Here is a 24,524-nt window from a genome sequence, read left to right on the forward strand (position 1 = left end):
GGATATAACTTTCAAGACCAAAGAGTGAACTAAAAGAAAATTTCAGATCTTGTACGCCTCCTGCCTCGCGTTTCAGGATGGAGGACGTGGATCGAGAGGCGCTCTACCGCGGCCCCCATCCCGTCTACGCCAGGGCCCGCGCGGCCGCCGGCCTGACCTTCGTGGAGGAGCTGGACGCCTGGCTGGTGGCCCGGTACGCCGACGTGCGCGAGGTGCTGAGCAGGCCGGGCGACTTCTCCTCCCGGGGCGCGCTCCGCCCCGACGTGCTGCCGGGCCCGCGCGCGTTCGCCGAGCTGGCGGGCGTCCCCGGCGGCGCCCCCGTGGTGCTGAGCACCGACGGCGCGGCCCACGCCCGCTACCGCAGGCCGCTGACCAGGGGCCTGTCACCGGCCAGGGTGACGGCCGCGCTCCCGTTCGTGCGGGACACGGCGGCCGGGCTCATCGGCTCGTTCGCCAAGGCCGGCCAGGTGGAGTGGATGGCCGCCTACGCCAGGCCGCTGCCCGCCATCGTCATCGGCCACCTGCTGGGCCTGGACCCGGCCGACGTCCCCGCCGCCGTCCGGGCCGGGCACCGCGCCGAGGACCTGCTGTTCACCCCCATGCCCGAGGACGAGCAGGTCGCCGCCGCCCGCGAGGTGGCCGCGCTGCGCCGCCTGCTGGACGCCCACGCCCAAGCCTCGGGCACGGCCCGGACCCTCACCGGCGAGCTGGCCCGCGGCCTGGACGACCGCGACGAGATCGTCTCCAACGCCGAGAACCTCATGCTGGCCGGCCACCTCACCACGACGGCGCTGCTCGGCAGCACCGTGCACCACCTGCTGCTCGACCGCCGCCAGTGGGAGCTGCTGTGCGCGCGGCCCGAGCTCGTCCCGGCCGCGATCGAGGAGGCGGCCAGGTACGAGGCGCCGGTGCAGGGCTTCCGCCGCACCGTCACCCGGCCGCTCACGCTGTCCGGGACGAAGCTGGCCGAGGGCGACACGGTGTTCGTGTCGTTCGGCTCGGCGGGGCGGGACGCGACGGTGTTCGAGCGGCCGGACACGTTCGACATCACCCGGGAGCCGGTGCGGCACCTGTCGTTCGGGCACGGCGTGCACGGCTGCCCGGGCTCGCTGCTGGCCCGCGAGCAGCTCACGATCACCCTGGAGCTGCTCGTCCGCGAGCTGCCCGGCCTACACCTCGCCCGCCAGGACGTCGTCATGGCGGCCACGCTCATCCACCGCGCGCCCGAGCGGCTCCTCCTCGGCTGGTAGGCGCACCCCGGCGTGCAGCACCAGCGGCACGGCCAGCGCCACCGCCATGGAAAGCACAGCCGTGCCGGAGTCGTTGACCAGCATGCCGACGACGCCGCTGGCCAGCGCGCCGACCAGCCCGGCCCGCAGCATGGGCGCCCGCGCGAACGCCCGGGGCACCAGGCCCGCGCTCACCTGCCCGGGCCGCAGCACCGCGAACACCAGGAACACCAGCCCGGCCAGCACGATCGGCATGAGGTTAGGCGAGAGCAGCGTGTGCAACATGGCGCCCAGCTTGCGGCCGATCATGGGCCAGAACGTCCCGTCGAGCACCTGCCCCACGAACCTGCCCAGGTGCGTCTGCGACTGCGGCGGCCGCAGCCAGTCCAGCACGGCGATCACCGACACGGCCACCCCGCCCAGCATGCTGAACCCGGCCAGCTTCAGCACCGACACCTTCTTGCCCGCCACCAGCAGCGCGGTCACGGCGATCCCGGGCGCGAACGCGATCACGCCGCCGAAGTCGCTGCCCACGCCCGGCCAGCCGGCCAGCAGCGTCGCGACCACGCCGAGACCGGTCACCACGGCCACGGCCAGGCGCCTGCGCCCGGCGCGCACCAGATGCTCGGCGGCCACGGCGGCGCCCATGAGCACGGACGTGGCCAGCAGTGCGAACGGGATGTTCGCCAGCCCGTAGTACCGCCCGCCGACCACGGCGGTGTATCCCATGAGCGCGTTGAACTGCAGGTTCGTCCCGGTCAGCAGGTCACCCACGAGCACCGCGAAGTTGATCACGCAGACCACCGCCGGCGGGCCGAGCGGGTCGCGCCGCCACGGGCCCAGCAGGGCGATCGCGCTGAGCACCGCCGTCACGGCCAGCACGCAGCCGATCAGGGTCGGGGGGATCGACGGGCTGTGGTCCCACGGCAGCAGGTTGACCACGTACGTCGAGACGGGCACGCAGGCCATCGCGATGGCGGCCACGCCGACGAAACCGAGCCTCCTGCGGCGCGAGAGCAGGAAGTAGGACAGGACGTAGAAGGCGACCGTGAGGGTGGCGAAACCGGTGAAGAAGTAGCCGGTCATCCCGCGCACGGTGGTCCCGGCCAGGTCGGCCCGCACGAGATCGGCCGAGCTGATCGGCTCGCCGAGCCGCCACGGCAGCCCGATCACGTTCGGCGGCGTGGGGATGCCGGCGGCGGTCAGGACGGTGGGGGTGACGTCGGGCAGCAGCACGATGTCGTCCCGCCGCGCCGAGTTCCCCCCGATCCGCGGCCCCACCACCTCCCCACCACCATCCCGCACCCCCGCACCGGCACCGGAACGCACGCCCGCGTCACCGGGGGAAACGCCCTCGGCGCGCGCGGCCGGGATGGCGCCGGAGCCGCTGCTGCCGGGCGTCGTGGCACCGGGCGCCGCAGTGCCGGGCGTCGCAGTGCCGGGCGTCGTGGCACCGGGCGTTGCAGTGCCGGGCGTCGCAGTGCCGGGCGTCGTGGCACCGGGCGTTGCAGTGCCGGCGCGCTTCCAGAGGGCCACGCGCAGGTGCGGCGTGGAGCCGTGGTCGCCGATGCCGGCCAGCACGATCTCGGTGCCGGCGGGCAGCCGGTCCAGCGCGGCGCCGACCTCGGCGTCGGCCTGGCGGGCCAGGTCGCGCCGCCGCCCGGGCGTCAGCGCCTCGGGCTCCTGCGGCAGCCTGCCGTCCACCAGGTACGGCTCGATGAGCGCGGCCACGTCCACGGCCAGCACCCGGCAGCGCGACCAGTCGCTCAGCTCGGCGGGCGTGGCGGCGTACAGGTCGACCTCGCCCTCCCTGTCGGCCAGCGCGAGCGCCGAGCCCCTGCCGACGGCGGCCGTGCAGTGACCGGCGGCGTGCACGGCGGCGCCGAGAGTCCCCGCGCTGGCGCCGTCACGGGTGGCGTGCAGCTCGCCCATCCCGGGCACGACCGCGCCCCGTCCCCGGACGACCGGCTCGGGCGAGAGCCCGCAGCGCCGCCCCACGGCCGCGCGCACCCCCGACGAGACGCTCAGCCACCCGTCGTACGGGCAGGTCACGGTGCCGACGGCCTTGACCGACAGGGACCCGAGCCCGCTCTGCCCGGCCAGCTCCCACAGCCGCGGCGTGTCACGCGGATCGAGATCGTCCCACAACAACCCCGGCACCCCGATGAACGCCACCCGCCCACCGGCACCCTCACCCACCCCGGCTCCCCGACCGGTCACGGCGTCCTGGCCCGCCCCGGCGACGGCGGCGGCCGGGCTCGGCCACCACATCGCCGCGGCCACCAGCAGCAGCAGTACCCACCTCACCGTCGGGCCCCCATCCGGATGCGACGATCGATTCGGAACGCGGGCCACCCTACCCGCGCCGAGGCCTCAGACGGCGGGTTTGACGGTGATCAGCCGATCCAGAGCCGCGTCGTAGGAGGGATCGAGCCAGTAGCCCGAGTGCCACCGCGTCTCGGGCAGCGGCTCCCCCGGCCCTGGCCGGAGCGGATCCCAGCAGAACCGGTCCACCGCGTCCCGCTGCCCGCCCGCGAGGGGATCGACGCGGCGGAAGGCGGGCCCGCCGATGGGGTCGCTCAACCGGTAGAGGTTGCACCAGCTCACCCGCTCCCGTACGGCGCCCAGCCCGTCACCGCCGAAGTAGGCGGGGAAGAACGGCGCGTACAGGCGGCGCAGCGGCGACCCGTGGGTCAGCAGCCGCACGCGCGCCCGCTGCCCCGGATCGAGCTGCAGCACCAGGGCGGCCACGAGGACGCTGCCCTGGCTGTGCCCCGACAGCACGACCTGGTCGCGGTCGGTCGGGGCGAGCCGGCCGACGCGCGTCATCAGCTCGGGGACGACCCGCTCGGTGTAGCAGGGCGGCGAGAGAGGGTGGATGGCGCGCGGCCAGAACGTGCAGATGTCCCACAGGATCCCGACCGTCCTGCGCAGCCGGGTGTCGCGGTAGGTGCGCCGCCCGACCACCACCAGTGCCACCAGGACGGCCACCATGGCCCAGCTCCCCATCGAGGCGAGCAGCCCGGCGATGCCGCCGTCCGGCGTGAAGAGCCCCAGCCGGTGGATCACGGTCACGGCGGCGGACCCGGCGACCCCGATCGCGGTGAGCACCCCCAGCACGAGCCCGGCGCGGTCGGTGAGCGAGGCCAGCGCCCACGTGCGCGCGACCACGCGGGCGTCGTCGCGTTCCAGATAGTACGGCTTGAGCTCCGGCGCCAGCCGCCCCGCCTCCGCCCGGCGGATCAGCCACAGCCCGGCGGCCACGACGACGAGCCCGGCGAGCAGCAGCGGCACGAGCGCCGCGGTCCACCAGACGGCTTCGTCGAGGAACAGTTTCCCGCCGACGGGCTGCGCCGCGGCGGGGTGCGCGGGGACGCCGAAGAACGTGGCCGTCCAGAACAGCAGCCCGAGCGCCATGACGTTCGCGCTGCCCACGGCCAGCATCAGCACGACCCACGCGGCCATCCCGCCCAGCGCCCGCCCCTCCCCCCGACCTCCGTGCCCGCCCTGCCGGTCCATGCGGGCCAGCGCGGCCGTCGTGACCAGCATGAACAGCGCCAGGGCCACCGTGACCGCGTATTGGAACGCTCCAATCCCGACGCCGGGCAGCAACCATGCGCTCGTCCCCGTCACGCGGGCCGGCATTCCCGCCAGCGCCGCCCCGGCCGTGGCCAGGAACGCCACCGGCGCGGCCACCCGCAGCGCGTGGCACGCGACGGTCAGCCACGCGGGCGCCCGCTGCCCGGTGTGCGGATCCAGCCGCCGCGCGATGGACGGCAGCGCGGCCAGCACGGCGGCGGCGAGCATCACGCCCGCGTTGGCCACGGTCAGCGCGAGGCCGGTGGCCGTGCCCGCGAAGGGCGCCGACACGGCCACCGCGATGGAGCCGATCGAGAAGGCCACGTGCACGACCCGCAGCCGCCACACCGGCGCCGCCCCGTGCCACAGTCTCGGCCTGGCCAGCAGCACCCCGCCCTGGGCCGGGGTCTCGGGCGGCATCGTGCGTTCGTCCCGCAGCCAGGTGCGCCGCGCGATCCACCACAGCAGCACCACGACCAGCAGCGGCACGAGCGCGGTGACGGCCAGCCGTCTGGACGGCTCGTCGCCCCACAGCACCGCGAGCCAGCGCACCCACCCCGGCGCGGTGTCGTAGGCGCAGGCCCGCCCGGCGGCCGTGCACTGCCAGCCGACGAGGTCGACGCCGGCCCGGGTGACGGCCCCGACGAGCGTGCCGGTGAGCAGCAACGCGAACAGCCGCTGCGCCGACTCGGTCACGTGCCGCAGCCGTACGCCCCGCGCGGGCCTGGGCAGCATGAAGTAGGACAGGTTCGCCAGCGAGAACGGCAGCAGGAGCAGCCACAGCGCGATCGCGCGCCCTCCGGAGGTGAGGTTGCCCCACGCGTACGCCTCCCTCCGGCGCACGCCGGGCACGTCCGGATGGTCGCCGGACGGCCGCTCGCCCTCCCACCACCTCCGGTAGAACCCGGTGGTGCCGTCGCCCGCGACGAGCCGGGGATGGGGGTGGCCGAGGGTGCCGGCCGGGGGCGTGCCCGAGACGCCGTGCACCCGGAGCTCGGTCACACCCCCGCAGGTCTCGTCGAGGAATCCGTCCATGGGACCAGGATCCAGCCAAGACCACGATTACGCAAAGTGATTGTTCGATTACCAAAGGGTAGGTCAGGCCTTGGTGGCTCCGGCCGTGAGCCCGGTGATCAGGTGCCGCTGGACCAGCAGGAACACCACGCCCGCCGGGATGGCGATGAGCACCGCCGAGGCCGTCATCAGCCCCCAGTCGGACCAGTGCTGGCCGATGAACTGCTGCAGCCCCACGCCGAGCGTGCGCTTGTCCTCCTGCGACATGAACACCGTGGCGTACCCGACCTCGCCCCAGGCGGTCATGAAGCAGTAGAACGCGGTCACCGCGATGCCGGGCCGCGACAGCGGCAGCACCACCCGCCAGAACGTGCCGAACGGCGTCAGCCCGTCGACCATGCCGGCCTGGTCGATCTCGATCGGCACGGTGTCGAAGTAGCTCTTCATCATCCAGGCGCAGAACGGCACCGCGATCGTCATGTACGCGATCACCAGGCCCGGGATCTGGTTGAGCAGCCCGAGCCCGGCCATCAGGTTGTACAGCGGGACGATGAGGATGGCCACCGGGAACATCTGGGTGATCAGCAGCATCCACATGACCGACCGGTGGCCGGGGAAGCGGAACCGGCTGACCGCGTACCCGGTGGTGGCCGCCAGGAACACGCCCAGCACCATGGTCAGCCCGGCCGTCAGCACGCTGTTGAGCAGCCACTGCGGGAACTCGGTCTCCGTCAGCACGCGCGTGTAGTTGTCCAGCGAGGAGTCGTTGAAGAACTGCAGCTCCGTCGACAGCCAGCTGTCGCGCGGCTTGAGCGAGGTCAGCACCAGCCAGACGACGGGGAACAGGGAGACGGCGACGGCCAGCAGCAGCCCGGCGTGCAGGCCGATGGAGGCCAGCGGGCCGCGCTCGCCCCGTCCGCGCGTACGGGTGCTCACTGTGCCGGTCACCAGGGATCTCCTTGACTGCGCAGGGTACGGCGGTAGCCGACGGCCAGCACGACCAGCATGGCCAGGATGATCACACCCCAGGCCGCCGACCCGGAGTAGTTGCGGATCCCGGTGAACGCCTCGCGGAAGGCGTAGGTGACCAGGATCTCCGTCTCGCTGCCCGGCCCGCCCCGCGTGACCAGGAAGATGATGGGGAACATGTTGAACGTCCAGATCGTGCCCAGCAGCACGACCGTGCTCGACACCTGGCGCAGCCCGGGCAGCGTGATCGCCGTGAACCGCTGCCAGGCGCTCGCCCCGTCCACCTCGGCCGCCTCGTACAGCTCGGCCGGGATCGACTGCAGCCCGCCGAGCAGGGCGACCATCATGAACGGCACACCGATCCACACGTTCACGGCGATCACCGCGATCTTGGCCGTCGTCGGGTCGTCCAGCCAGCCGACGCCGCCCAGCCCGGCCATCTTGAGGAAGCCGTTGATCACGCCGTAGTCGCTGTTGTAGAGGTAGCGCCAGATGAAGGCCGCCACGAACGCGGGCACGGCCCACGGCAGGATCAGCAGCACCCGGTAGACCGAGCGGAAGCGCAGGCGGCGGTTGAGCATCACGGCCAGGCCCAGGCCGATGCCGTAGTGCAGGGCCACGCAGACCGCCGTCCAGACCACGGTCCACACCAGCTTGTCCCAGAACACGCCGCTGGTCAGGATCCGCGCGTAGTTCTCCAGGCCGACGAACTCGTAACTGGCCGGGATGACGTTGACGCCGATGGTGCGGCCGATGTTGGCCTCGGTGGCGTCCGTCAGCGACAGGTAGACGCCGCGCGCCAGCGGCCAGCCGATCAGCACCAGCATCACCAGGAGCACGGGGGTGACCATCGCCCAGGCGTACCAGTGGGTGCCGAACGAGCGCCGCAGCGGCCCGGGCCGCTCGCGGCGATGACCGCGGGTGGCCTCACCCGCGGTCATCGTCTTGGGAGGAGAGACCGTCACCGGTCAGCTCCAGTCCTTCATGATCCCGCGGTACTGCTCGTCGACGCCCTTGAGCATGTCCGCGGGCGCCGACTTGCCGCCCACGAGCGCCTGGTAACCCTCCAGCAGCGGCTGGAAGAGCTGCCCGCCCTCGGGGATCCACGGGCGCGGCACCGCGGTGTCCATGATGGGCTTGAACACCGCGACGTCCGAGTTGCCCTGCACGTCGGGGTTGCTGTAGGCGGAGGTGCGGGTGGGCAGCAGGCTGATCTCCTTGGCGATCTTCGCCTGCGCCTCGGCCGTGGTCATGAACCGGACGAATTCGTAGGCGGCCGGGATGTTCTTGGAGCCGGCGTAGATGGCCAGGTTCCAGCCGCCCGTGGGTGCCGCCGCCTTGACCGAGCCGGCCGGGACCGGCGCGATGCCCAGGTTCTCCTTGTCCTTGAACTCCTTGCCCTGGTAGATCTCCGACAGCGCCCACGGCCCGTTGTAGATCATGGCCGCCTTGCCCTCCTTAAGGGCGGTCATGGCGTTGGCGTAGCTCTCGGTGGTGGCGGGCTTGGGCGCGGCGCCCGAGCTGATCAGGTCGGCCACGGTCTCCATGGCCTTCACGTTCGCCGGGGAGTTGACCACGATCTTCTTGTTGGCCACGTCGAGCAGGTCGCCGCCCTCGCCGTACATGAAGGGCAGCAGGAAGTAGGAGTCGACGTTCAGCGCCAGGCCGGCGGCGCCGGTCTTGGCCTTGACGTCGAGCGCCGTCTGCTTCAGCTCGGCGATCGTCTTCGGCGGCTCCTCGTGCCCGGCCTCCTTCAGCAGGCGCTTGTTGTAGATCAGCGCGAGCGTGTCGGTGACCTGCGGCACGGCGTACGTCTTGCCGTTGTACTCGGTGCTGCTCAGCGGCCCGGGCAGGAAGTCGTCAGGCTGGTCGACGGCGCGGCTGCCGTCGAGGGGCTGCAGGTAGCCCAGCGACGCGAACTGCGACGTCCACGCCACCTCCGACCTGATCACGTCCGGCGCGCCCGTCCCGGCCTGGGCGGCCGTCTGGAACTGGTTCTGCGCCTGGTCCGAGGGCACGTTCACATAGTTGACCTTGACCTGCGGATACTTCGCCTGGAACTCCTTGATCAACGCCTGGAACGTCGGCCCCTCGCTGTCGGGCCGCGTCGTGTCCCACCACGTCACCTCGCCGCTCACCTTCGACGGGTCGGAAACCTGGGTGGGCGGAGCCGCGGTCTCACCACCGCCGCCGCCACAGGCGGAAACCGTCAGGACGAGTGCCGCAACGGCCGCCGCGGACGGTAAGAGTCGTCGCATGTCCTTCTCCTCAAGCTCAGTCGGAGGTCGGAGTAAGCCGGAGGTTACGCCGACGTGACGCTCATCTCTAGATGGCGACGCAAGGTTTCTGCAAGTTGTTACATGAGCTCTTCCAAGGCGCGATCCCCTTGCCTGTCGGCGTTTGCGCTGGTGACACCCCTTCACCAGAGGGCCGCTCTCCATTGTGAACCCTCGCGCGCCGCGCGTCAGCCCCCTTGTCCGTGAGAGCGGGGTTTGCCTCATTTCAGTAATTTCCTGAAAGGATTGCAAAGATCGGGCCGGATGCCCGCCGGGACGCCGCCGACGGGCACGCCACGATCCACTACCGCCGCCCCGACGGCGCCTACGACGGCTGGGGCCTGCACCTGTGGGGCGACGCGATCGCCGACGGCACGGCCACCGACTGGGCGAACCCCCGCATGCCGGACGGCGTGGACGCCTTCGGCGCGCACTGGCGGGTGCCGCTGAAGGACGCGGCGCTTCCGCCCGGGTACGTCATCCACCGGGGCGACACCAAGGACCCCGGCCCCGACCAGCACTTCACGCCCGCCGCGCAGCCGGAGGCGTACGTCGTCTGCGGCACGCGGACCGTCCACCCGACCAGGGCCGCCGCCGAGAACAAGGTCGTCCTGCATTACCGCCGCCCGGACGGGAATCATGACGGCTGGGGGCTGCACGTGTGGGGCGGTGCCGCCGCCCCCACCGACTGGGCCTCGCCGCTGCCACCGGCGCGCGCCGACGGCTTCGGGGCCGTGTTCGAGGTGCCGCTCGCCGAGGGGGCGAAGAGCCTGAGTTACATCATCCACAAGGGCGACGACAAGGATCTGCCCGCCGACCAGTCGCTCGACGTGTCCGCGTCGGGCCACGAGGTGTGGCGGCTGGCCGGCACCGAGGGGCTGCTGCTGCCGCGGCCCGCCGCCACCGCCGCGGACGCCGACCTGAGCAAGGCCAGGGCGCACTGGATCGACCGCGACACGGTGGCCTGGCGGGCCGAGCCGTCGCTGCGGCACTCCCTGGCCTTCAGTGCCACGGGCGGCATCGCGTACGAGGACGGCGACCTGACCGGCGACCTGCGGCTCATCCGGCTCGCGCCCGGCACGCTGAGCGAGGAGCAGCGGCGCCGGTGGCCGCACCTGGCCGCGTACCCGGCGCTGAAGGTGGACCCGCGCGACGCCGACCTCGTCCGCGACGCGCTGCGCGGCCAGGTCGTGGCGGTGGCGCGCGACGCCGCCGGCACGCTGGTGGCCGCGACCGGCGTGCAGATCCCGGGGGTGCTGGACGACCTGTACGCCAAGGCCGCCACCGCCGCGCTCGGCCCGTCCGGGCAGGTCGTCCCCAGGCTCGGGCTGTGGGCGCCGACCGCGCGCATGGTCGAGCTCGCCCTGTACGGCCCGGGCGGGCGGACCGTACACCGCATGCGGCGCGACGACGAGACGGGCGTGTGGTCGGTGCGTGGCCTGCCGACGTGGCTCGGCCGGGAGTACACCTACCTGGTCACCGTCTACTCCCCCGAGGCCGGCGAGGTCGTCACGAACGAGGTGACCGACCCGTACAGCCTGGACGTCACCCCGGACGGCGAGCGCAGCAGGCTCGTCAGCCTCGACGCCGCCGCGCACCGGCCGCCCGGCTGGGACCGGCTGGCCAAGCCCGCCGCGGTGCCGCAGGACCGGGCCTCGATCTACGAGCTGCACGTGCGCGACTTCTCCGCCTCCGACGCCACCGTCCCGGCCGCGCTGCGCGGCACGTACGCGGCCTTCCAGCGCGACGGCGCCGGCATGCGCGCGCTGCGGGCGCTGGCCGCCGACGGCCTGACGCACGTCCACCTGCTGCCCGCGTTCGACTTCGCCACGGTGCCCGAGCGGGCGGCCGACCGGACGGAGCCGTCCTGCGACCTGGCGGCGCTGCCGCCCGACTCCGAGCAGCAGCAGGAGTGCGTGGCGCGCACCGCCGCGAAGGACTCCTTCAACTGGGGGTACGACCCGCTGCACTACACGGTGCCCGAGGGCTCGTACGCGACCCGGCCCGACGAGCGGATCAAGGAGTTCCGCGGCATGGTCGCCGGGCTCAACCGGGCGGGGCTGCGCGTGGTGATGGACGTGGTCTACAACCACACGCACTCCACCGGCGTCCTCGACCCGATCGTGCCCGGCTACTACCACCGGCTGCTCGACGACGGCGCCGTGGCCACCTCCACCTGCTGCGCCAACACCGCGCCCGAGCACCTGATGATGGGCAGGCTCGTGGTCGACTCGATCGTCACCTGGGCGAAGCAGTACAAGATCGACGGCTTCCGCTTCGACCTCATGGGGCACCACCCGAAGGCGAACCTGCTGGCCGTCCGCCGGGCCCTCGACGAGCTGACCCTGGCCGATGACGGCGTGGACGGCAAGTCGATCATCCTGTACGGCGAGGGCTGGAACTTCGGCGAGGTGGCGAACGACGCCCGCTTCGAGCAGGCCACCCAGGCGAACCTGGCGGGCACCGGCATCGGCACGTTCACCGACCGGCTGCGTGACGCGGTGCGCGGCGGCACCCCGTTCGACGCTGACCCGCGTGTGCAGGGCTTCGGCTCCGGGCTGGCCGGGGCGCCCAACGGCTCACCCGCCAACGGCACGGCGGAGCAGCAGCGGGCCCGCCTGGCGAACTACTCCGACATCGTCAGGATCGGCCTGACGGGGAACCTGCGCGACTACGTGCTGCCGTCCGGCGCCAAGGGCTCGGAGATCGACTACAACGGCTCGCCCGCCGGGTACACCGCCGCGCCGGGCGAGGCGGTGACGTACGTGGACGCGCACGACAACGAGACGCTGTTCGACGCGCTGGCGTACAAGCTGCCGCAGGACACGCCGATGGCGGACCGGGTGCGCATGCACACGTTGTCGCTGGCCACGGCCGTGCTGTCGCAGGGGACGACGTTCGTGCACGCGGGCACCGAGCGGCTGCGCTCGAAGTCGCTCGACCGCAACTCCTACGACTCCGGTGACTGGTTCAACCGGCTGCTGTGGGACTGCGCGCAGGGCAACGGCTTCGGCGCGGGCCTGCCGCCCCGGGCCGACAACGAGGCCAAGTGGCCCTACGCCCGCCCGCTGCTCGCCGACCCGGCGCTGAGGCCCGGCTGCGCGGACATCGAGGCCGCCCGCGCGCGATACGGGGAGCTGCTGCGGATCAGGGCGTCGTCACCGGCGTTCGCGCTGGGGACGCTGGAGGAGGTGCAGCGGCGGCTGTCGTTCCCCGCCTCGGCGGAGGGCGTGATCGCCATGCACGTGGACACCGGCGGGCTCGACCCGCGCTGGACGTCGGTGACGGTCGTCTTCAACGCGACCCCGTCGCAGCACACGCAGGCGATGCCGTCGCCGGCGGGCAGGCAGGTGACGCTGCACCCCGTGCAGGCGGGCTCGGCCGACCCGGTCGTCCGCACGTCGTCCTTCGACCCCGCCACGGGCACGCTGACAGTTCCGGCCCGCACGGTGGCCGTCTTCGTGGGCGTGTGAGTGTGACGCGGGCGGGTAGGGGGAACGTTCATCGAGAACACCCCGCATCACTGGCATTGAGCCGCACTCCGGCGCAGACTGGATGAACGGCGCTGGAGCGACGGCGATCGCGTGGAGCAGTGGAGCACCCGTGGACAATCACCTTGATCACATGCCGGTCCTTTCCCGCGGCAGGCATCGCAACCCGAAGCGCGGCGCCTGTTTCATGGAGCTTGCCTCCTACCTGGCCGGGGAGCGCTGGAGCGACCATCCGGCCTGCACGCACCCGCTGCTGGCCGCACTCGCCCGCCTGGTGAACGACAACACCAGTGACGAGAGCCGGGCCAAGCTCGTCCGGCTGGTGCCCTCCATCATCGGCCTGGCCAGCGACGACCTGCGCGTGGACGCGCACATCGCGCTGCGCTGCGCCACCACCGCCCTGCCGGTGGCGGCGGCCGAGCGGCAGCTCGCGCTCGCGGTCTCGGTGCTGGCGGCGGAGGAGATGCTGGCCCGCCTCGACGGCGCCCCGTCGGGGCGGCTGAGCGAGCGCAGCCGGCGCGCGATGGACGAGGTGCCGCACGCGGCCGAGCAGGCCAGGCGCTTCAGCCGGGCCGCCCGGATCACCGAGAAGGGCTTCCGCCGGTACGCGGCGCCGAACGCGGTGCAGCTGGCGGTGGTGGGGATCGTACAGGCGTGCATCGCCGATCCGGACGCGTTGCTGCGCGGGCTGCTGGAGGAGACGATCGCCGAGTGCGACGCGTTGATCCGCGGCGAGCACACCGCCGACACGCCGGCCGTCACGTCACCGGCACACGTCTGACCTCTTGGGCCGCCGCTCAGGGTCTGCGGCGGCCGGTCAGGATCGCTGGGTCGAAGGAGACGGGGAGCGGCTGGGTCAAGGTGAGCGCTTCGCCCGCTTTGGCCGCTGTCGCGAGCTCGTAGCGCCCGTTACACAGGTGGAACACTTCAACCCACGGAGCCCCATCACCCTCGATCTCGACACGAATGAAGGTGGGATCCCGGCTGGGGCGTATTTGGGTGGCTTGATCTCGTCATCGCGTTTCCGATTCCCGACGCCGGGACTCACAGCCTCGGCCACTGCAATGACATCAGGGAAGAGGCCGTGCCAGTCATCGATGGTGTAACCGGCGGCCTTGGCGAGCGGGAACAGGAGTGTATGACTGGGCGGCGGATGCGCGACCAACCAGCCCTCGATCGGCTGAGCACTCATGTCGTGGCCGCCACCTTCCATATGCCGACTCGCACGCCATGATCCCTCGCGGCCATCCGCGTTCGCGCGATCACGATGAGTGACGGGACGACATTGCCATCGCTTGACCTGGATCACCACTCAAAGCGAACGTGTATTCACGTTATGCAACTCGTTGCAGGTCAGGCTAGCCTTTCCTTCGTTGCGAACCCCTGTTCGATATGCCAGATTTAAGGAAAGGGATCACTATTCGGAGGATTTGATGACTATCGAGCTAGTCCGCCCGGAATCTGCAGAACACCACCACAGCCACCGCGACGTGACCGGCGGCTGGCTGCGACCGGCGGTGTTCGGCGCCATGGACGGCCTGGTCTCCAACTTTGCCCTGATCGCCGGAGTCGTCGGCGCGGCAGGGGCCGGGCAGGGAGCGGTGCTGGCCGGGTTCGCCGGTTTGATCGCCGGCGCGTGCTCCATGGCCGCCGGCGAGTACACCTCCGTGAAGTCGCAGACCGAGCTGATGCGTGCCGAGATCGCCGTCGAGCGGCGGGAGCTGGCCAGGAACCCCGTGGGCGAGCAGGCCGAGCTGGCGGCGCTGTACCGGGCGCGGGGGCTGGACCCCGAGCTGGCCGAGCGGGTGGCGGCGGGGTTGTCGGCCGATCCCGAGCAGGCGTTGCGGGTGCACGTGCGCGAGGAGCTGGGTGTGGACGTGGACGACCTGCCGTCCCCCTACGTGGCCGCCGCGTCGTCGTTCGGCGCGTTCGCGGCCGGGGCGCTGGTGCCGCTGGCGCCGTTCCTGTTCGGGGCGTCCGGGCTGATGGTGGCGCTGGTGCTGAGCGTGGTGGCGTTGTTCGGGTTCGGGGCCGCGGTGGCGGTGATGACGGCGCGGCCGTGGTGGCTGGGCGGGCTGCGTCAGCTCGCGCTGGGCGTGGGAGCCGCGACCGTCACGTTCGGCCTGGGACACCTGCTCGGCGTCACCGTCTCCTAGTCATGGGCGGGTGAAGGCCAGTACGGTGCCAAGGCCGATGAGGGTGACACCCGCCAGGCCGTCCACCGCCCGGCGGATGAGCGGTATGGCGAACACTTCGTGGAGGAGGCCCACGAGGCATGCCACCAGCAGGAACCACGCGATTGTGCTCACCAGAGCCACCACGCCGAGCGTCGGCACGGAGACATCGCCGCCGAGGAACTGCGGCACGAGGGCCATGAAGAACAGCGCCGCCTTCCAATCGAGCACTGTCGTCAGCAGCCCTTCGGTGAAGGCCGCCCACGAGCCTCGCCCGTCGCGGGCAGGGGCGTCCAGCCGCAGCGCCTCGCTACCGCGCCAGGCCCTCCACAACGACCTGGCTCCGAGGAAGAACAGGTAGGCGGCTCCGGCCACTTTCACCGCAGTGAACGCCCCGAATAAGAGCTCCCCGACGCCGCCGGCGGCGGCCACCGCCCAGGCGAACGCCCCAACCGCGACTCCCGCCGCTGCCGCCATGCCGTGCCCGCGCCCCGAGACAGCCGAGCGGCGCACCACCACCACGAGATCCGGGCCGGGTGACATCGCCCCGTACACGACGATCACGCCGAAAGCCGCGATCTGCGCCATAGCTGTCATGGCGTCCACCTTACGAGCACCCGGCCCTCCGGGATCAAGGCGGACCGCTCCCACGTCCAGGTCGGCACCGTGATCACCTCGGCGTCGCGCTCGAGCGGGATCGGCGTGTCGAGCAGGGCGGAGTGCGGGGTGAGCGGCAGGCCGCCGCGCGGGATGACGACGCTCTCCAGGGGCGTGCGCCGGGCCGGGCCGTCGGGTTCGTCGCGGTCGCTGCGGACCCAGGTGGCCTGGCCCGAGAAGGAGACGAACGCCAGCGCGCCGTGCGGGGCCGCGCTCGAATGGCGCAGCGTGCCGGCGGGCAGCCAGCCGTGCTGCCCCGGCAGGTACGTGATGCCCGAGACGTGCAGCTCGCCCGACAGCAGCACGAACTCCTCCCCGGCCAGGTAGTGGCCGCGCTCGGGCCGCACCCAGCCGGGCGGGAAGCGGACGAGCGTGGCCGAGCCGCCCAGCCTCGCCAGCCGTACCGGGAGGTTGGAGCCGGGGACCAGGAAGGGATGGCCGGGCAGCTCGGCGTCATCGAGCAGGTCGATCAGCACGGATGCGTCAGCGCCTGCGGCGGCGCTTCTTGAAGATGGTCCGCAGGGTCAGCAGCAGCACGACCGCCACGAGCTGTCCTCCGATGACGATGCGGTTGACGTCGACGGCGGGCCGCCACAGGGCGTCGCCGTTCTTGAGCACGAACACGCCGGCCGGTGTGGCGCCGAAGCCGAAGCCGCCGCCACTGCCTCCTCCCTCCTCGCCTTTCTCGCCCTTGCCCTGGCCCTGGCCTCCGCCGCCCCCTTGGGCGACCCTGGCGACGGGGATGACGACGATGTCGCCGTGCTGGATCGGCTCGCCGAAGACGCGCTTGACGGTCGCGGCGTCCTTCGACTGTTCCACCAGTTCCATGATGTCCATCCCCCCATCGTCACCCCGGGACGCCGCCCCGTCGAACGCCCCGGCCAGGGGCCCGCGGTCAGTCGAACGTCGTGGAGATCTCGTGCCACCCGCCCGGGGCGATCTGCGCCGCCGCCTCCGGCCCCCACGACCCCTTCTCGTACGGCAGCGGCGCCTCGTCCAGCCCGAGCACCGGCTGCACGATCCGCCACGACTCCTCCACCAGGTCGAACCTGGCGAACCTGCGTGGATCGCCGCTGACCGCGTCGACCAGGATGCGCTCGTAGGCGGCCTCCATCGGCCCGAGCACCTTGGTGAAGTCGACGCTGACCGGCACCGGCCGGGCGTGCATCTTGCCCGGCTCCTTGGCCAGCAGGTCGAACGTCACCCCGGCGTCGGGCTGCAGCCGGAACCGGATGAGGTTGGGGCTCTCGGGAGCGTCGCCGTTGGCGAACATCGTCACCGGCGGCCGGCGCAGCTCCGCGACGACCTCCAGGTCGGTGGTCGGCAGGGCCTTGCCGGAGCGGATGCACCAGGGCACCCCGGCCCAGCGCCAGTTGTCGATGTAGGCGCGCAGGGCGACGTAGGTCTCGGTGGTGGAGCCGGGGCGCACGCCGTCGGTGTCGAGGTAGCCGGTGTACTGGCCGCGTACGACGTCGGCGGGGTCGACGGCCTGGACGGCGCGCAGCACCCGCCACTTCTCGTCGAGCTGGGCCCGGGCGTCGGTGGACGGCGGCGGGTCCATCGCGAGGATGGCCAGGAGCTGCAGCAGGTGGTTCTGGACCACGTCGCGGACGGTGCCGTTGGCGTCGTAGAAGGCGCCGCGGTCGCGCACGTCGAAGTCCTCCGCCATGGTGATCTGCACGCTGCGGATGTGGGACCGGTTCCAGATGGGCTCCAGCAGCGTGTTGGCGAAGCGGAACACCATGAGGTCCTCGACCGGCTCCTTGCCGAGGAAGTGGTCGACGCGGCGCAGGTGGTCCTCGTCGAAGTGACGCAGCAGCTCGCCGTTGAGCTCGCGCGCCGAGCCGAGGTCGTGCCCGAACGGCTTCTCCACCACGAGCCGCGCGTCGTGGTTGAGGCCGACCCCGGCCAGCCCTTCGGCGACGGGGGCGAACAGCGCCGGCGGCACGGCGAGGTAGTGCACGAGGAAGCCCTTGCCCGCGGTCTCCTCCCGCAGCCGCTCGAAGGTGGCGGGGTCGCGGTAGTCGCCCGCCACCAGCCGCAGGTTGCCCGCCAGCTTCTCGAACGCCGCGTCGCGCACGCCGCCGCAGGCCTCGCGGGCGTGCTCGCGCAGCCCGTCGAGGTCGAGGTCGGTCTTGGCGACGCCGATGACCGGCAGATCGAGCCGGCTGTCGGCCGTCAGGCGGTAGAGCGCGGGCAGCAGCATCTTGCGCGCGAGGTCGCCCGTGACGCCGAACAGGACGAGCGCGCCGGCCTGCGCCATCTCAGACACGCCTTCCGCGCAGCTCCCGGTACTTGCGGATCAGCTGCTCCGTCGAGGTGTCGGGGAAGGCGGTGGGCGGCTCGTCGGAGGTGAGCGCGGGCGCGAGGTCGAGCGCCATCTTCTTGCCCAGCTCGACGCCCCACTGGTCGAAGGAGTCGACGCCCCAGATCGTGCCCTCGACGAACACGATGTGCTCGTAGAGGGCGACGAGCTGGCCCAGCGTGGACGGGGTGAGCCTGGGCGCCAGGATCGTGGAGGTGGGACGGTTGCCCGGCATCACCTTGTGCGGCACGATCTCGGCCGCGGTGCCCTCGGCGGCGATCTCCTCGGCGGTCTTGCCGAACGCCAGCGCCGTGGTCTGGGCGAAGAGGTTGGCGGTGAGCTGGTCGTGCATGCCCTCGCGGTCGTCGTGCGGCTCGGCGAAGCCGATGAAGTCGGCCGGAACGAGCCGGGTGCCCTGGTGCAGGAGCTGGTAGAAGGCGTGCTGGCCGTTGGTGCCCGGCTCGCCCCAGAAGATCTCGCCGGTCTTGGCCGTGACGGGGGTGCCGTCGGCGCGCACGGACTTGCCGTTGGACTCCATCGTGAGCTGCTGCAGGTAGGCGGGGAAGCGGTGCAGCCGCTGGCTGTAGGGCAGGACGGCGCGGGTCTCGGCGTCGAAGAAGTCGGTGTACCAGATCCCGAGCAGGGCCATCAGCACCGGCATGTTGGCCTCGAACGGGGCCGTGCGGAAGTGCTCGTCGACGGTGTGGAAGCCGGCCAGCATCTCGCGGAACCGCTCGGGCCCGATGGCGATCATCAGGGACAGGCCGATGGCGCCGTCGTAGGAGTAGCGGCCGCCCACCCAGTCCCAGAAGCCGAACATGTTGTCGGTGTCGATGCCGAACTCGGCGACCTTGGCGGCGTTGGTGGAGACGGCCACGAAGTGCTTGGAGACGGCGTCCTCGCCGAGCGCGTCGACCAGCCAGCGGCGCGCGACCCGGGCGTTGGTGAGCGTCTCCAGCGTGGTGAAGGTCTTGGAGCTGACCACGAACAGGGTGGTGGCGGGGTCGAGGCCGGCGAGGTTGCCGGTGATGTCGGCCGGGTCGATGTTGGAGACGAACCTGGCCGCGATGCCGGCGTCGGCGTAGTCGCGCAGCGCCTCGTAGGCCATGGCGGGGCCGAGGTCGGAGCCGCCGATGCCGATGTTGACGACGGTCTCGATCGGCTTGCCGGTGGCGCCCTTCCACTCCTTGGACCGCACCCGGTCGGAGAAGGCGCTCATCTTGTCGAGCACGGCGTGCACGTCGGCCACGACGTCCTGGCCGTCCACGACCAGCTCGGCGTCACGCGGCAGGCGCAGCGCGACGTGCAGGACGGCGCGGTCCTCGCTGACGTTGATGTGCTCGCCGGAGAACATGGCCGTGATGCGCTCGCGCAGCCCCGCCCGCTCGGCCAGCGCGGTGAGCAGGTCGATGGTCTCCTGCGTGGCGCGGTGTTTGGCGTAGTCGAGGTAGAGGTCGCCGGCGGTCACCGTCATGCGCCGCGCCCGGCCCGGGTCCTGCGCGAACAGCTCACGCAGATGCCTGCCCGCCAGCTCCTCGTGGTGCTTGCCCAGGGCCGCCCACTCCTGGCTCTGGGTGATGTCGCCGTTCACGCGTCTTCCTCCTCGCGTCGCCAAACCGATCATGCCTGGTTCCATCGTCCCGTAACTGCCTACCCCCCGCCGTTGATTCCGCGCATGGCGGAGCGGAGTCTTTAGACGCTCAGTGGGATTCGCGTCCCACGTGGTCGCCGCCAGAACCGGCGAGGAAATCGAGGTCCACCCCGCGGTCGGCCTGGAGGACGTGCTCGACGTAGAGGCGCTCCCAGCCGCGCACGGGCCTGGCGTGCCCGGTCATGACCGGTTCGCGCGCGTTCAGCTCGGCGTCGGGGATGTCCACGTCGAGCCGGCGGGCGGCCACGTCGAGCACGATCGGGTCGCCGGTGCGCACCCTGGCCAGCGGCCCGCCGGCCGCCGCCTCGGGCGCGGCGTGCAGGACGACCGTGCCGTACGCGGTGCCGCTCATGCGGGCGTCGCTGATGCGCACCATGTCGCGCACGCCCTTCTCCAGCAGCTTGGCGGGCAGCGGCAGGTTGCCGACCTCCGGCATGCCGGGGTAGCCCTTGGGCCCGCAGCCGCGCAGGACCAGCACCGAGGTCTCGTCCACGTCCAGGCCGGGCGAGTCGAGCCGGGCGTGGACGTCCTCGACGCTGTCGAAGACGACGGCGCGGCCGCGGTGGCGCAGCAGCTCCGGCGAGGCGGCGGCGGGCTTGATCACGGCGCCGGAGGGGGCGAGGTTGCCGCGCAGCACGGCGATGCCCGCGTCGGGCAGCAGCGGGTTCGAGCGGCGCCTGATGACGTCCTCGTCCCAGATCTCGGCGCCGTCGAGGTGCTCGGCGAGGGGGCGCCCGGTGACGGTGATCGCGCCGGGGTCGAGCAGGTCCTCGACCTCCTTGAGCACGGCGGCCAGGCCGCCCGCCCTGAACAGGTCGTCCATGAGGTGACGGCCGGCCGGCTGCAGGTCCACCAGCAGCGGCACGCCGGAGCCGGTGCGGTCGAAGTCGTCCAGGCTCAGCTCGACGCCGAGCCGCCCGGCGATGGCCAGCAGGTGGACGACGGCGTTGGTGGAGCCGCCGACGGCGGCCAGGGTGACGATGGCGTTGAGGAAGGAGCCCCTGGTCATGACCTGGCTGGGGCGGCGGTCGCGCAGGACGAGCTCGACGGCCAGGCGGCCGCTCTCGTGGGAGAGCTCGAGCAGGCGGCTGTCGGGGGCGGGGGTGCCGGCGGTGCCGGGCAGGGTCATGCCGAGCGCCTCGGCCATGCAGGCCATGGTGGAGGCGGTGCCCATCGTGTTGCAGTGGCCGCGGCTGCGGATCATGGACGACTCGGAGCGCAGGAACGCCTCGCGCGACAGGGTGCCCGCGCGCACCTCCTCGCTGAGCCGCCACACGTCGGTGCCGCACCCGAGCGGGGCGCCGCGGAAGTGGCCGGTCAGCATGGGGCCGCCCGGCACCACGACGGCGGGCAGGTCGACGGAGGCGGCGGCCATGAGCAGCGACGGGATCGTCTTGTCGCAGCCGCCGAGCAGCACCACCCCGTCGATGGGGTTGGCGCGCAGCATCTCCTCGGTGGCCATGGCGGCGAGGTTGCGCCAGAGCATGGCGGTGGGGCGCACGTTCGTCTCGCCGAGGGAGACGACCGGCAGGTCGAGCGGCACTCCCCCGGCCTCCCACACGCCGTGCGCGACGCTCTGGGCCACCTCGTTCAGGTGGGAGTTGCAGGGGGTGAGGTCGGAGGCGGTGTTGGCGATGGCGATGTGCGGCTTGCCGCCCTCGAACGCCTCGCGCGGCAGGCCGCGCCGCATCCAGGCCCGGTGGATGTAGGAGTTTCGGTCATTTCCTGAATACCAGCGCGAACTCCTGAACTCCATGTTCGGCACCCTATCGGGGATTCATCCGGCGCTGTCGAGGAATCAGCAGGGGCATGGACCATATAGACGCGTACTGGCGGGCGGCGAACTACCTGTCCGTCGGGCAGATCTACCTGCTGGACAACCCCCTGCTCACCGAGCCGCTGCGGCCCGAGCACATCAAGCCGCGCCTGCTCGGCCACTGGGGTACGACGCCGGGCCTGAACTTCTGCTTCGCGCACCTCAACCGGGTGATCCGCGAGCGGGACCAGGACATGATCTACATCGCGGGCCCGGGTCACGGCGGTCCAGCGGCGGTGGCCCACGCGTGGCTCGAAGGGTCGTACTCCGAGCGGTATCCGGACGTGTCGCAGGACGTGGAGGGCATGCGGCGGCTGTTCCGCCAGTTCTCCTTCCCCGGCGGCATTCCGAGCCACGTCGCGCCGGAGACCCCCGGCTCCATCCACGAGGGCGGCGAGCTGGGGTACGCGCTGGCGCACGCGTACGGCGCCGCCTTCGACAACCCTGACCTGGTCGTGGCGTGCGTCATCGGCGACGGCGAGGCCGAGACCGGCCCCCTGGCCGCGAGCTGGCACTCCAACAAGTTCCTGGACCGCCGCCGCGACGGGATGGTGCTGCCCATCCTGCACCTGAACGGCTACAAGATCGCCAACCCGACCGTCCTGGCCCGCATCCCCACCGAGGAGCTGGTCAAGCTCATGGAGGGGTACGGCTACCGCCCCCACCTGGTCGGCGCCGACCACGAGGAGATGGCGGGCACGCTGGACACCGCGTTCGAGGAGATGGCGGCGTACAAGGCGGGCGACGCCGACCGCCTGCCGATGATCATCCTGCGCACGCCGAAGGGGTGGACCGGGCCCAAGGAGGTGGACGGCAAGCCGGTCGAGGGCACGTGGCGGGCGCACCAGGTGCCGCTGTCCACGGTCCGCGAGAACGCCGGCCACCTGGCCATGCTGGAGGAGTGGATGCGCTCGTACCGGCCGGAGGAGCTGTTCGGCTCGGACGGCAGGCCGGTCGAGGACGTCCTGGCCATGGTGCCGCGCGGCGAGCGCAGGATGAGCGCCAACCCGCACACCAACGGCGGCGAGCTGCTGGAGCCGCTGCGGCTGCCCGACTTCCGCCGGCTCGCGGTGGAGGTCAAGGCGCCGGCCGAGCAGGCGAGCGAGCCGACGCGGGTGCTGGGCGGGTTCCTGCGGGACGTGATCGCCGCCAACCCCAGCACGTTCCGGCTGATGGGGCCGGACGAGACGGCCTCGAACCGGCTGTCGGAGGTGTTCGAGGTCACCGACCGGGCCTGGGACGCCGAGACCCTGCCGACGGACGAGAACCTGGGCGCGGGCGGCCGGGTCATGGAGGTGCTGAGCGAGCACCTGTGCCAGGGCTGGCTGGAGGGCTACCTGCTGACCGGGCGGCACGGTCTGTTCAACTGCTACGAGGCGTTCATCCACATCGTGGACGCCATGTTCAACCAGCACGCCAAGTGGCTGGAGTCGTCGCAGAAGATCCCGTGGCGGCGGCCGGTGGCGTCGCTGACGTACCTGCTGTCGTCGCACGTGTGGCGGCAGGACCACAACGGGTTCAGCCACCAGGATCCGGGCTTCCTCGACGTGGTGGTGAACAAGAAGGCCTCGGTGGTGCGGGTCTACCTGCCGCCGGACGCGAACACGCTGCTGTCGGTGGGCGACCACTGCCTGCGTTCCCGGGACTACGTGAACGTGATCGTGGCCGGCAAGCAGCCGGTGCTCGACCTGTTCACGATGGACGAGGCCATCGCCCACAACACGCGCGGCCTCGGCATCCTGCCGTGGGCCTCCACCGACGAGGGCAGCGAGCCGGACGTGGTGCTGGCCTGCGCCGGCGACGTGCCGACGCTGGAGACGCTGGCCGCCGCCGCGCTGCTGCGCGAGCACCTGCCCGAGCTGAAGGTCCGGGTCGTGAACGTGGTCGACCTGATGCGGCTGCAACCGCCGTCGGAGCATCCGCACGGCATGCCGGACGCCGAGTTCGACACCCTCTTCACCACGGACAGGCCGATCGTCTTCAACTTCCACGGCTACCCGTCCCTGATCCACCAGCTCACCTACCGGCGGCACGGGCACGCCAACATCCACGTGCGCGGCTACAAGGAGGAGGGCACCACGACGACGCCGTTCGACATGTGCATGCTCAACGACATCGACCGCTTCCATCTGGTCATGGACGTGATCGACCGCGTGCCCGGGCTCGGCAGCAAGGCCGCGCACCTGCGCCAGCGGATGAGCGACGAGCGGCTGCGCGCCCGCGCGCACACGCGTGACCACGGCGAGGACCCCGCCGACATCAGGTCGTGGACCTGGCCGGGCACGTCCTGAGGACGCTCGTCAGGCCCGGGGCACGGCGGGGACCCAGAACTCCACCGTCGTGCCCGCGCCCGGCGGGCCGTCGATGGTCCACCAGCCGCCGGCCGCCTCGGCCCGCTCCCGCATCTCGACCAGCCCGTAGTGCATCACCTCGCCGTCCTTGGAGGCCAGGCCGACGCCGTCGTCCCTGACGCGGACGTGCACGCCCCGGTCGAGCGAGGCCAGCTCCACGCTGACCCGGCTGGCCCTCGCGTGCCTGCGCACGTTCGTCAGCGCCTCCTGGCAGACGCGGTAGACGGTCACCACGGCCTCGTACGGCGGCTCGGCGTCCAGGCGGTGGCTCAGGTCGAAGGCCACGCCGTCGCCCGGCATCGTCTCCCGCAGGTAGGCGTTCAGGCTGGCCACCAGGCCGCCGCCCGGCGGATGCAGGTCGAAGGCCAGCTCGCGCAGGCGGCGCACGGCGGCGTCCACGGCGGCGTCGACCGCGGCCACGGCGCGGGCGTGCTCCTCGGGCAGCTCCTGCTCCCACATCCGCAGCCGCATGCCGACGGTGACCATGGCCTGGATCGTGTCGTCGTGCACGTCGGAGGCGATGCGCCTGCGCTCCCGCTCCTGTGCCTGGACCAGGCGGGACAGCAGCATGCCGCGCTCGTCCAGGGCTCTGGCCATGCTGCGCCGCTCGGTCAGGTCGCGCGTCACCTTGCCGAAGCCGCGCAGGTCGCCGGTCTCGTCGTACAGGGCGGTGATGACCACGCTGGCCCAGAAGCGGGTGCCGTCCTTGCGCACCCGCCAGCCCTCCTCCTCCCAGCGGCCCTCGGTGGCGGCCTGCCGCAGGCCCCTGGCGGGCCTGCCCTCGGCGACGGCCTCGGGCGGGTAGAAGACGGAGAAGTGGCTGCCGACGATCTCGCCGGCGGTGTATCCCTTGATGCGTTCGGCACCGTCGTTCCAGCTGACGATCACGCCGTGAGGATCGAGCATGAAGATGGCGTAGTCACGGATGCTCTGGACGAGCAGCCGCATATCCTCCTGCGATTGGTCATGCTCGGGCATACCGCAGCCTTGCACGACATGACCGTAGCGCCAA

At 71.9% G+C, this 24,524-nt stretch carries 17 protein-coding genes; 5 read left to right on the forward strand and 12 right to left on the reverse strand.

All coding sequences use genetic code 11. The features are described from left to right. Positions 1 to 86: 86 nt before the first annotated feature. The gene (locus tag HD597_RS66000) at positions 87 to 1,250 is read left to right on the forward strand and encodes a cytochrome P450 (protein WP_253745947.1); all 1,164 of its coding nucleotides are present in this window, start codon (positions 87 to 89) and stop codon (positions 1,248 to 1,250) included. On the opposite strand, the gene HD597_RS28600 is transcribed toward HD597_RS66000, so the two are convergent. The 5 genes from HD597_RS28600 to HD597_RS28620 all read right to left on the reverse strand — a co-directional run bounded on the left by HD597_RS28600 (position 1,170) and on the right by HD597_RS28620 (position 9,049). Next, entirely contained in the window at positions 1,170 to 3,536 is a 2,367-nt protein-coding gene (locus HD597_RS28600) for a hypothetical protein (RefSeq protein ID WP_253745948.1), read from the reverse strand. The genes HD597_RS66000 and HD597_RS28600 overlap by 81 nt on opposite strands. A 66-nt stretch (positions 3,537 to 3,602) precedes the next feature. Continuing rightward, the gene (locus tag HD597_RS28605; RefSeq protein WP_253745949.1) at positions 3,603 to 5,843 is read right to left on the reverse strand and encodes a hypothetical protein; all 2,241 of its coding nucleotides are present in this window, start codon (positions 5,841 to 5,843) and stop codon (positions 3,603 to 3,605) included. 63 nt (positions 5,844 to 5,906) lie between these two features. Beyond that, positions 5,907 to 6,770: a sugar ABC transporter permease gene (locus HD597_RS28610; protein ID WP_253745950.1), complete on the reverse strand. Its 864-nt coding sequence runs from the start codon at positions 6,768 to 6,770 to the stop codon at positions 5,907 to 5,909. After that, entirely contained in the window at positions 6,767 to 7,756 is a 990-nt protein-coding gene (locus HD597_RS28615; RefSeq protein WP_253745951.1) for a carbohydrate ABC transporter permease, read from the reverse strand. The genes HD597_RS28610 and HD597_RS28615 overlap by 4 nt, the downstream gene beginning before the upstream one ends. 3 nt (positions 7,757 to 7,759) lie before the next feature. Further along, entirely contained in the window at positions 7,760 to 9,049 is a 1,290-nt protein-coding gene (locus HD597_RS28620) for an extracellular solute-binding protein (protein WP_253745952.1), read from the reverse strand. Positions 9,050 to 9,366: 317 nt separating this feature from the next. Here HD597_RS28620 and pulA point away from each other — a divergent pair, with 317 nt between their 5' ends. The 3 genes from pulA to HD597_RS28635 all read left to right on the forward strand — a co-directional run bounded on the left by pulA (position 9,367) and on the right by HD597_RS28635 (position 14,714). Continuing rightward, positions 9,367 to 12,540: a pullulanase-type alpha-1,6-glucosidase gene (gene pulA, locus HD597_RS28625; RefSeq protein ID WP_308210978.1), complete on the forward strand. Its 3,174-nt coding sequence runs from the start codon at positions 9,367 to 9,369 to the stop codon at positions 12,538 to 12,540. A 151-nt stretch (positions 12,541 to 12,691) separates the two neighbouring features. Next, entirely contained in the window at positions 12,692 to 13,339 is a 648-nt protein-coding gene (locus HD597_RS28630) for a hypothetical protein (RefSeq protein WP_253745953.1), read from the forward strand. A 652-nt stretch (positions 13,340 to 13,991) separates the two neighbouring features. Then, on the forward strand, positions 13,992 to 14,714 hold the full coding sequence (locus tag HD597_RS28635; RefSeq protein WP_253745954.1) for a VIT1/CCC1 transporter family protein: 723 nt from the start codon (positions 13,992 to 13,994) through the stop codon (positions 14,712 to 14,714). Here HD597_RS28635 and HD597_RS28640 read toward each other — a convergent pair whose 3' ends face one another. The 6 genes from HD597_RS28640 to HD597_RS28665 all read right to left on the reverse strand — a co-directional run bounded on the left by HD597_RS28640 (position 14,715) and on the right by HD597_RS28665 (position 21,101). Beyond that, positions 14,715 to 15,320, reverse strand: coding sequence for a LysE family translocator (locus HD597_RS28640; RefSeq protein ID WP_253745955.1), 606 nt, complete (start codon positions 15,318 to 15,320; stop codon positions 14,715 to 14,717). It lies immediately after the preceding gene. Between the two features lie 5 nt (positions 15,321 to 15,325). Next, positions 15,326 to 15,865 carry a cupin domain-containing protein gene (locus tag HD597_RS28645; protein WP_253745956.1) on the reverse strand — a complete coding sequence of 180 codons (540 nt, stop codon included), beginning with the start codon at positions 15,863 to 15,865 and terminating at the stop codon, positions 15,326 to 15,328. A gap of 7 nt (positions 15,866 to 15,872) precedes the next feature. Next, entirely contained in the window at positions 15,873 to 16,217 is a 345-nt protein-coding gene (locus HD597_RS28650) for a spore germination protein GerW family protein (RefSeq protein ID WP_253745957.1), read from the reverse strand. A gap of 67 nt (positions 16,218 to 16,284) precedes the next feature. Further along, on the reverse strand, positions 16,285 to 17,652 hold the full coding sequence (gene zwf / locus HD597_RS28655; RefSeq protein WP_253759513.1) for a glucose-6-phosphate dehydrogenase: 1,368 nt from the start codon (positions 17,650 to 17,652) through the stop codon (positions 16,285 to 16,287). A 1-nt stretch (position 17,653) separates the two neighbouring features. Beyond that, positions 17,654 to 19,318, reverse strand: a complete 1,665-nt coding sequence (gene pgi / locus HD597_RS28660; protein ID WP_372513413.1) for a glucose-6-phosphate isomerase — start codon at positions 19,316 to 19,318, stop codon at positions 17,654 to 17,656. Between the two features lie 76 nt (positions 19,319 to 19,394). Further along, positions 19,395 to 21,101, reverse strand: a complete 1,707-nt coding sequence (locus HD597_RS28665) for an IlvD/Edd family dehydratase (protein ID WP_253745959.1) — start codon at positions 21,099 to 21,101, stop codon at positions 19,395 to 19,397. Positions 21,102 to 21,154: 53 nt separating this feature from the next. Between HD597_RS28665 and HD597_RS28670 the strand changes: the two genes are divergently transcribed. Further along, positions 21,155 to 23,452, forward strand: coding sequence for a phosphoketolase family protein (locus tag HD597_RS28670; RefSeq protein WP_253745960.1), 2,298 nt, complete (start codon positions 21,155 to 21,157; stop codon positions 23,450 to 23,452). A 9-nt stretch (positions 23,453 to 23,461) separates the two neighbouring features. Here HD597_RS28670 and HD597_RS28675 read toward each other — a convergent pair whose 3' ends face one another. Next, on the reverse strand, positions 23,462 to 24,460 hold the full coding sequence (locus HD597_RS28675; protein ID WP_253745961.1) for a PAS domain-containing sensor histidine kinase: 999 nt from the start codon (positions 24,458 to 24,460) through the stop codon (positions 23,462 to 23,464). Between the last annotated feature and the right edge of the window lie 64 nt (positions 24,461 to 24,524).

Source organism: Nonomuraea thailandensis (assembly GCF_024172165.1).
In the GTDB taxonomy this organism is placed as follows: Bacteria; Actinomycetota; Actinomycetes; order Streptosporangiales; family Streptosporangiaceae; genus Nonomuraea; species Nonomuraea thailandensis.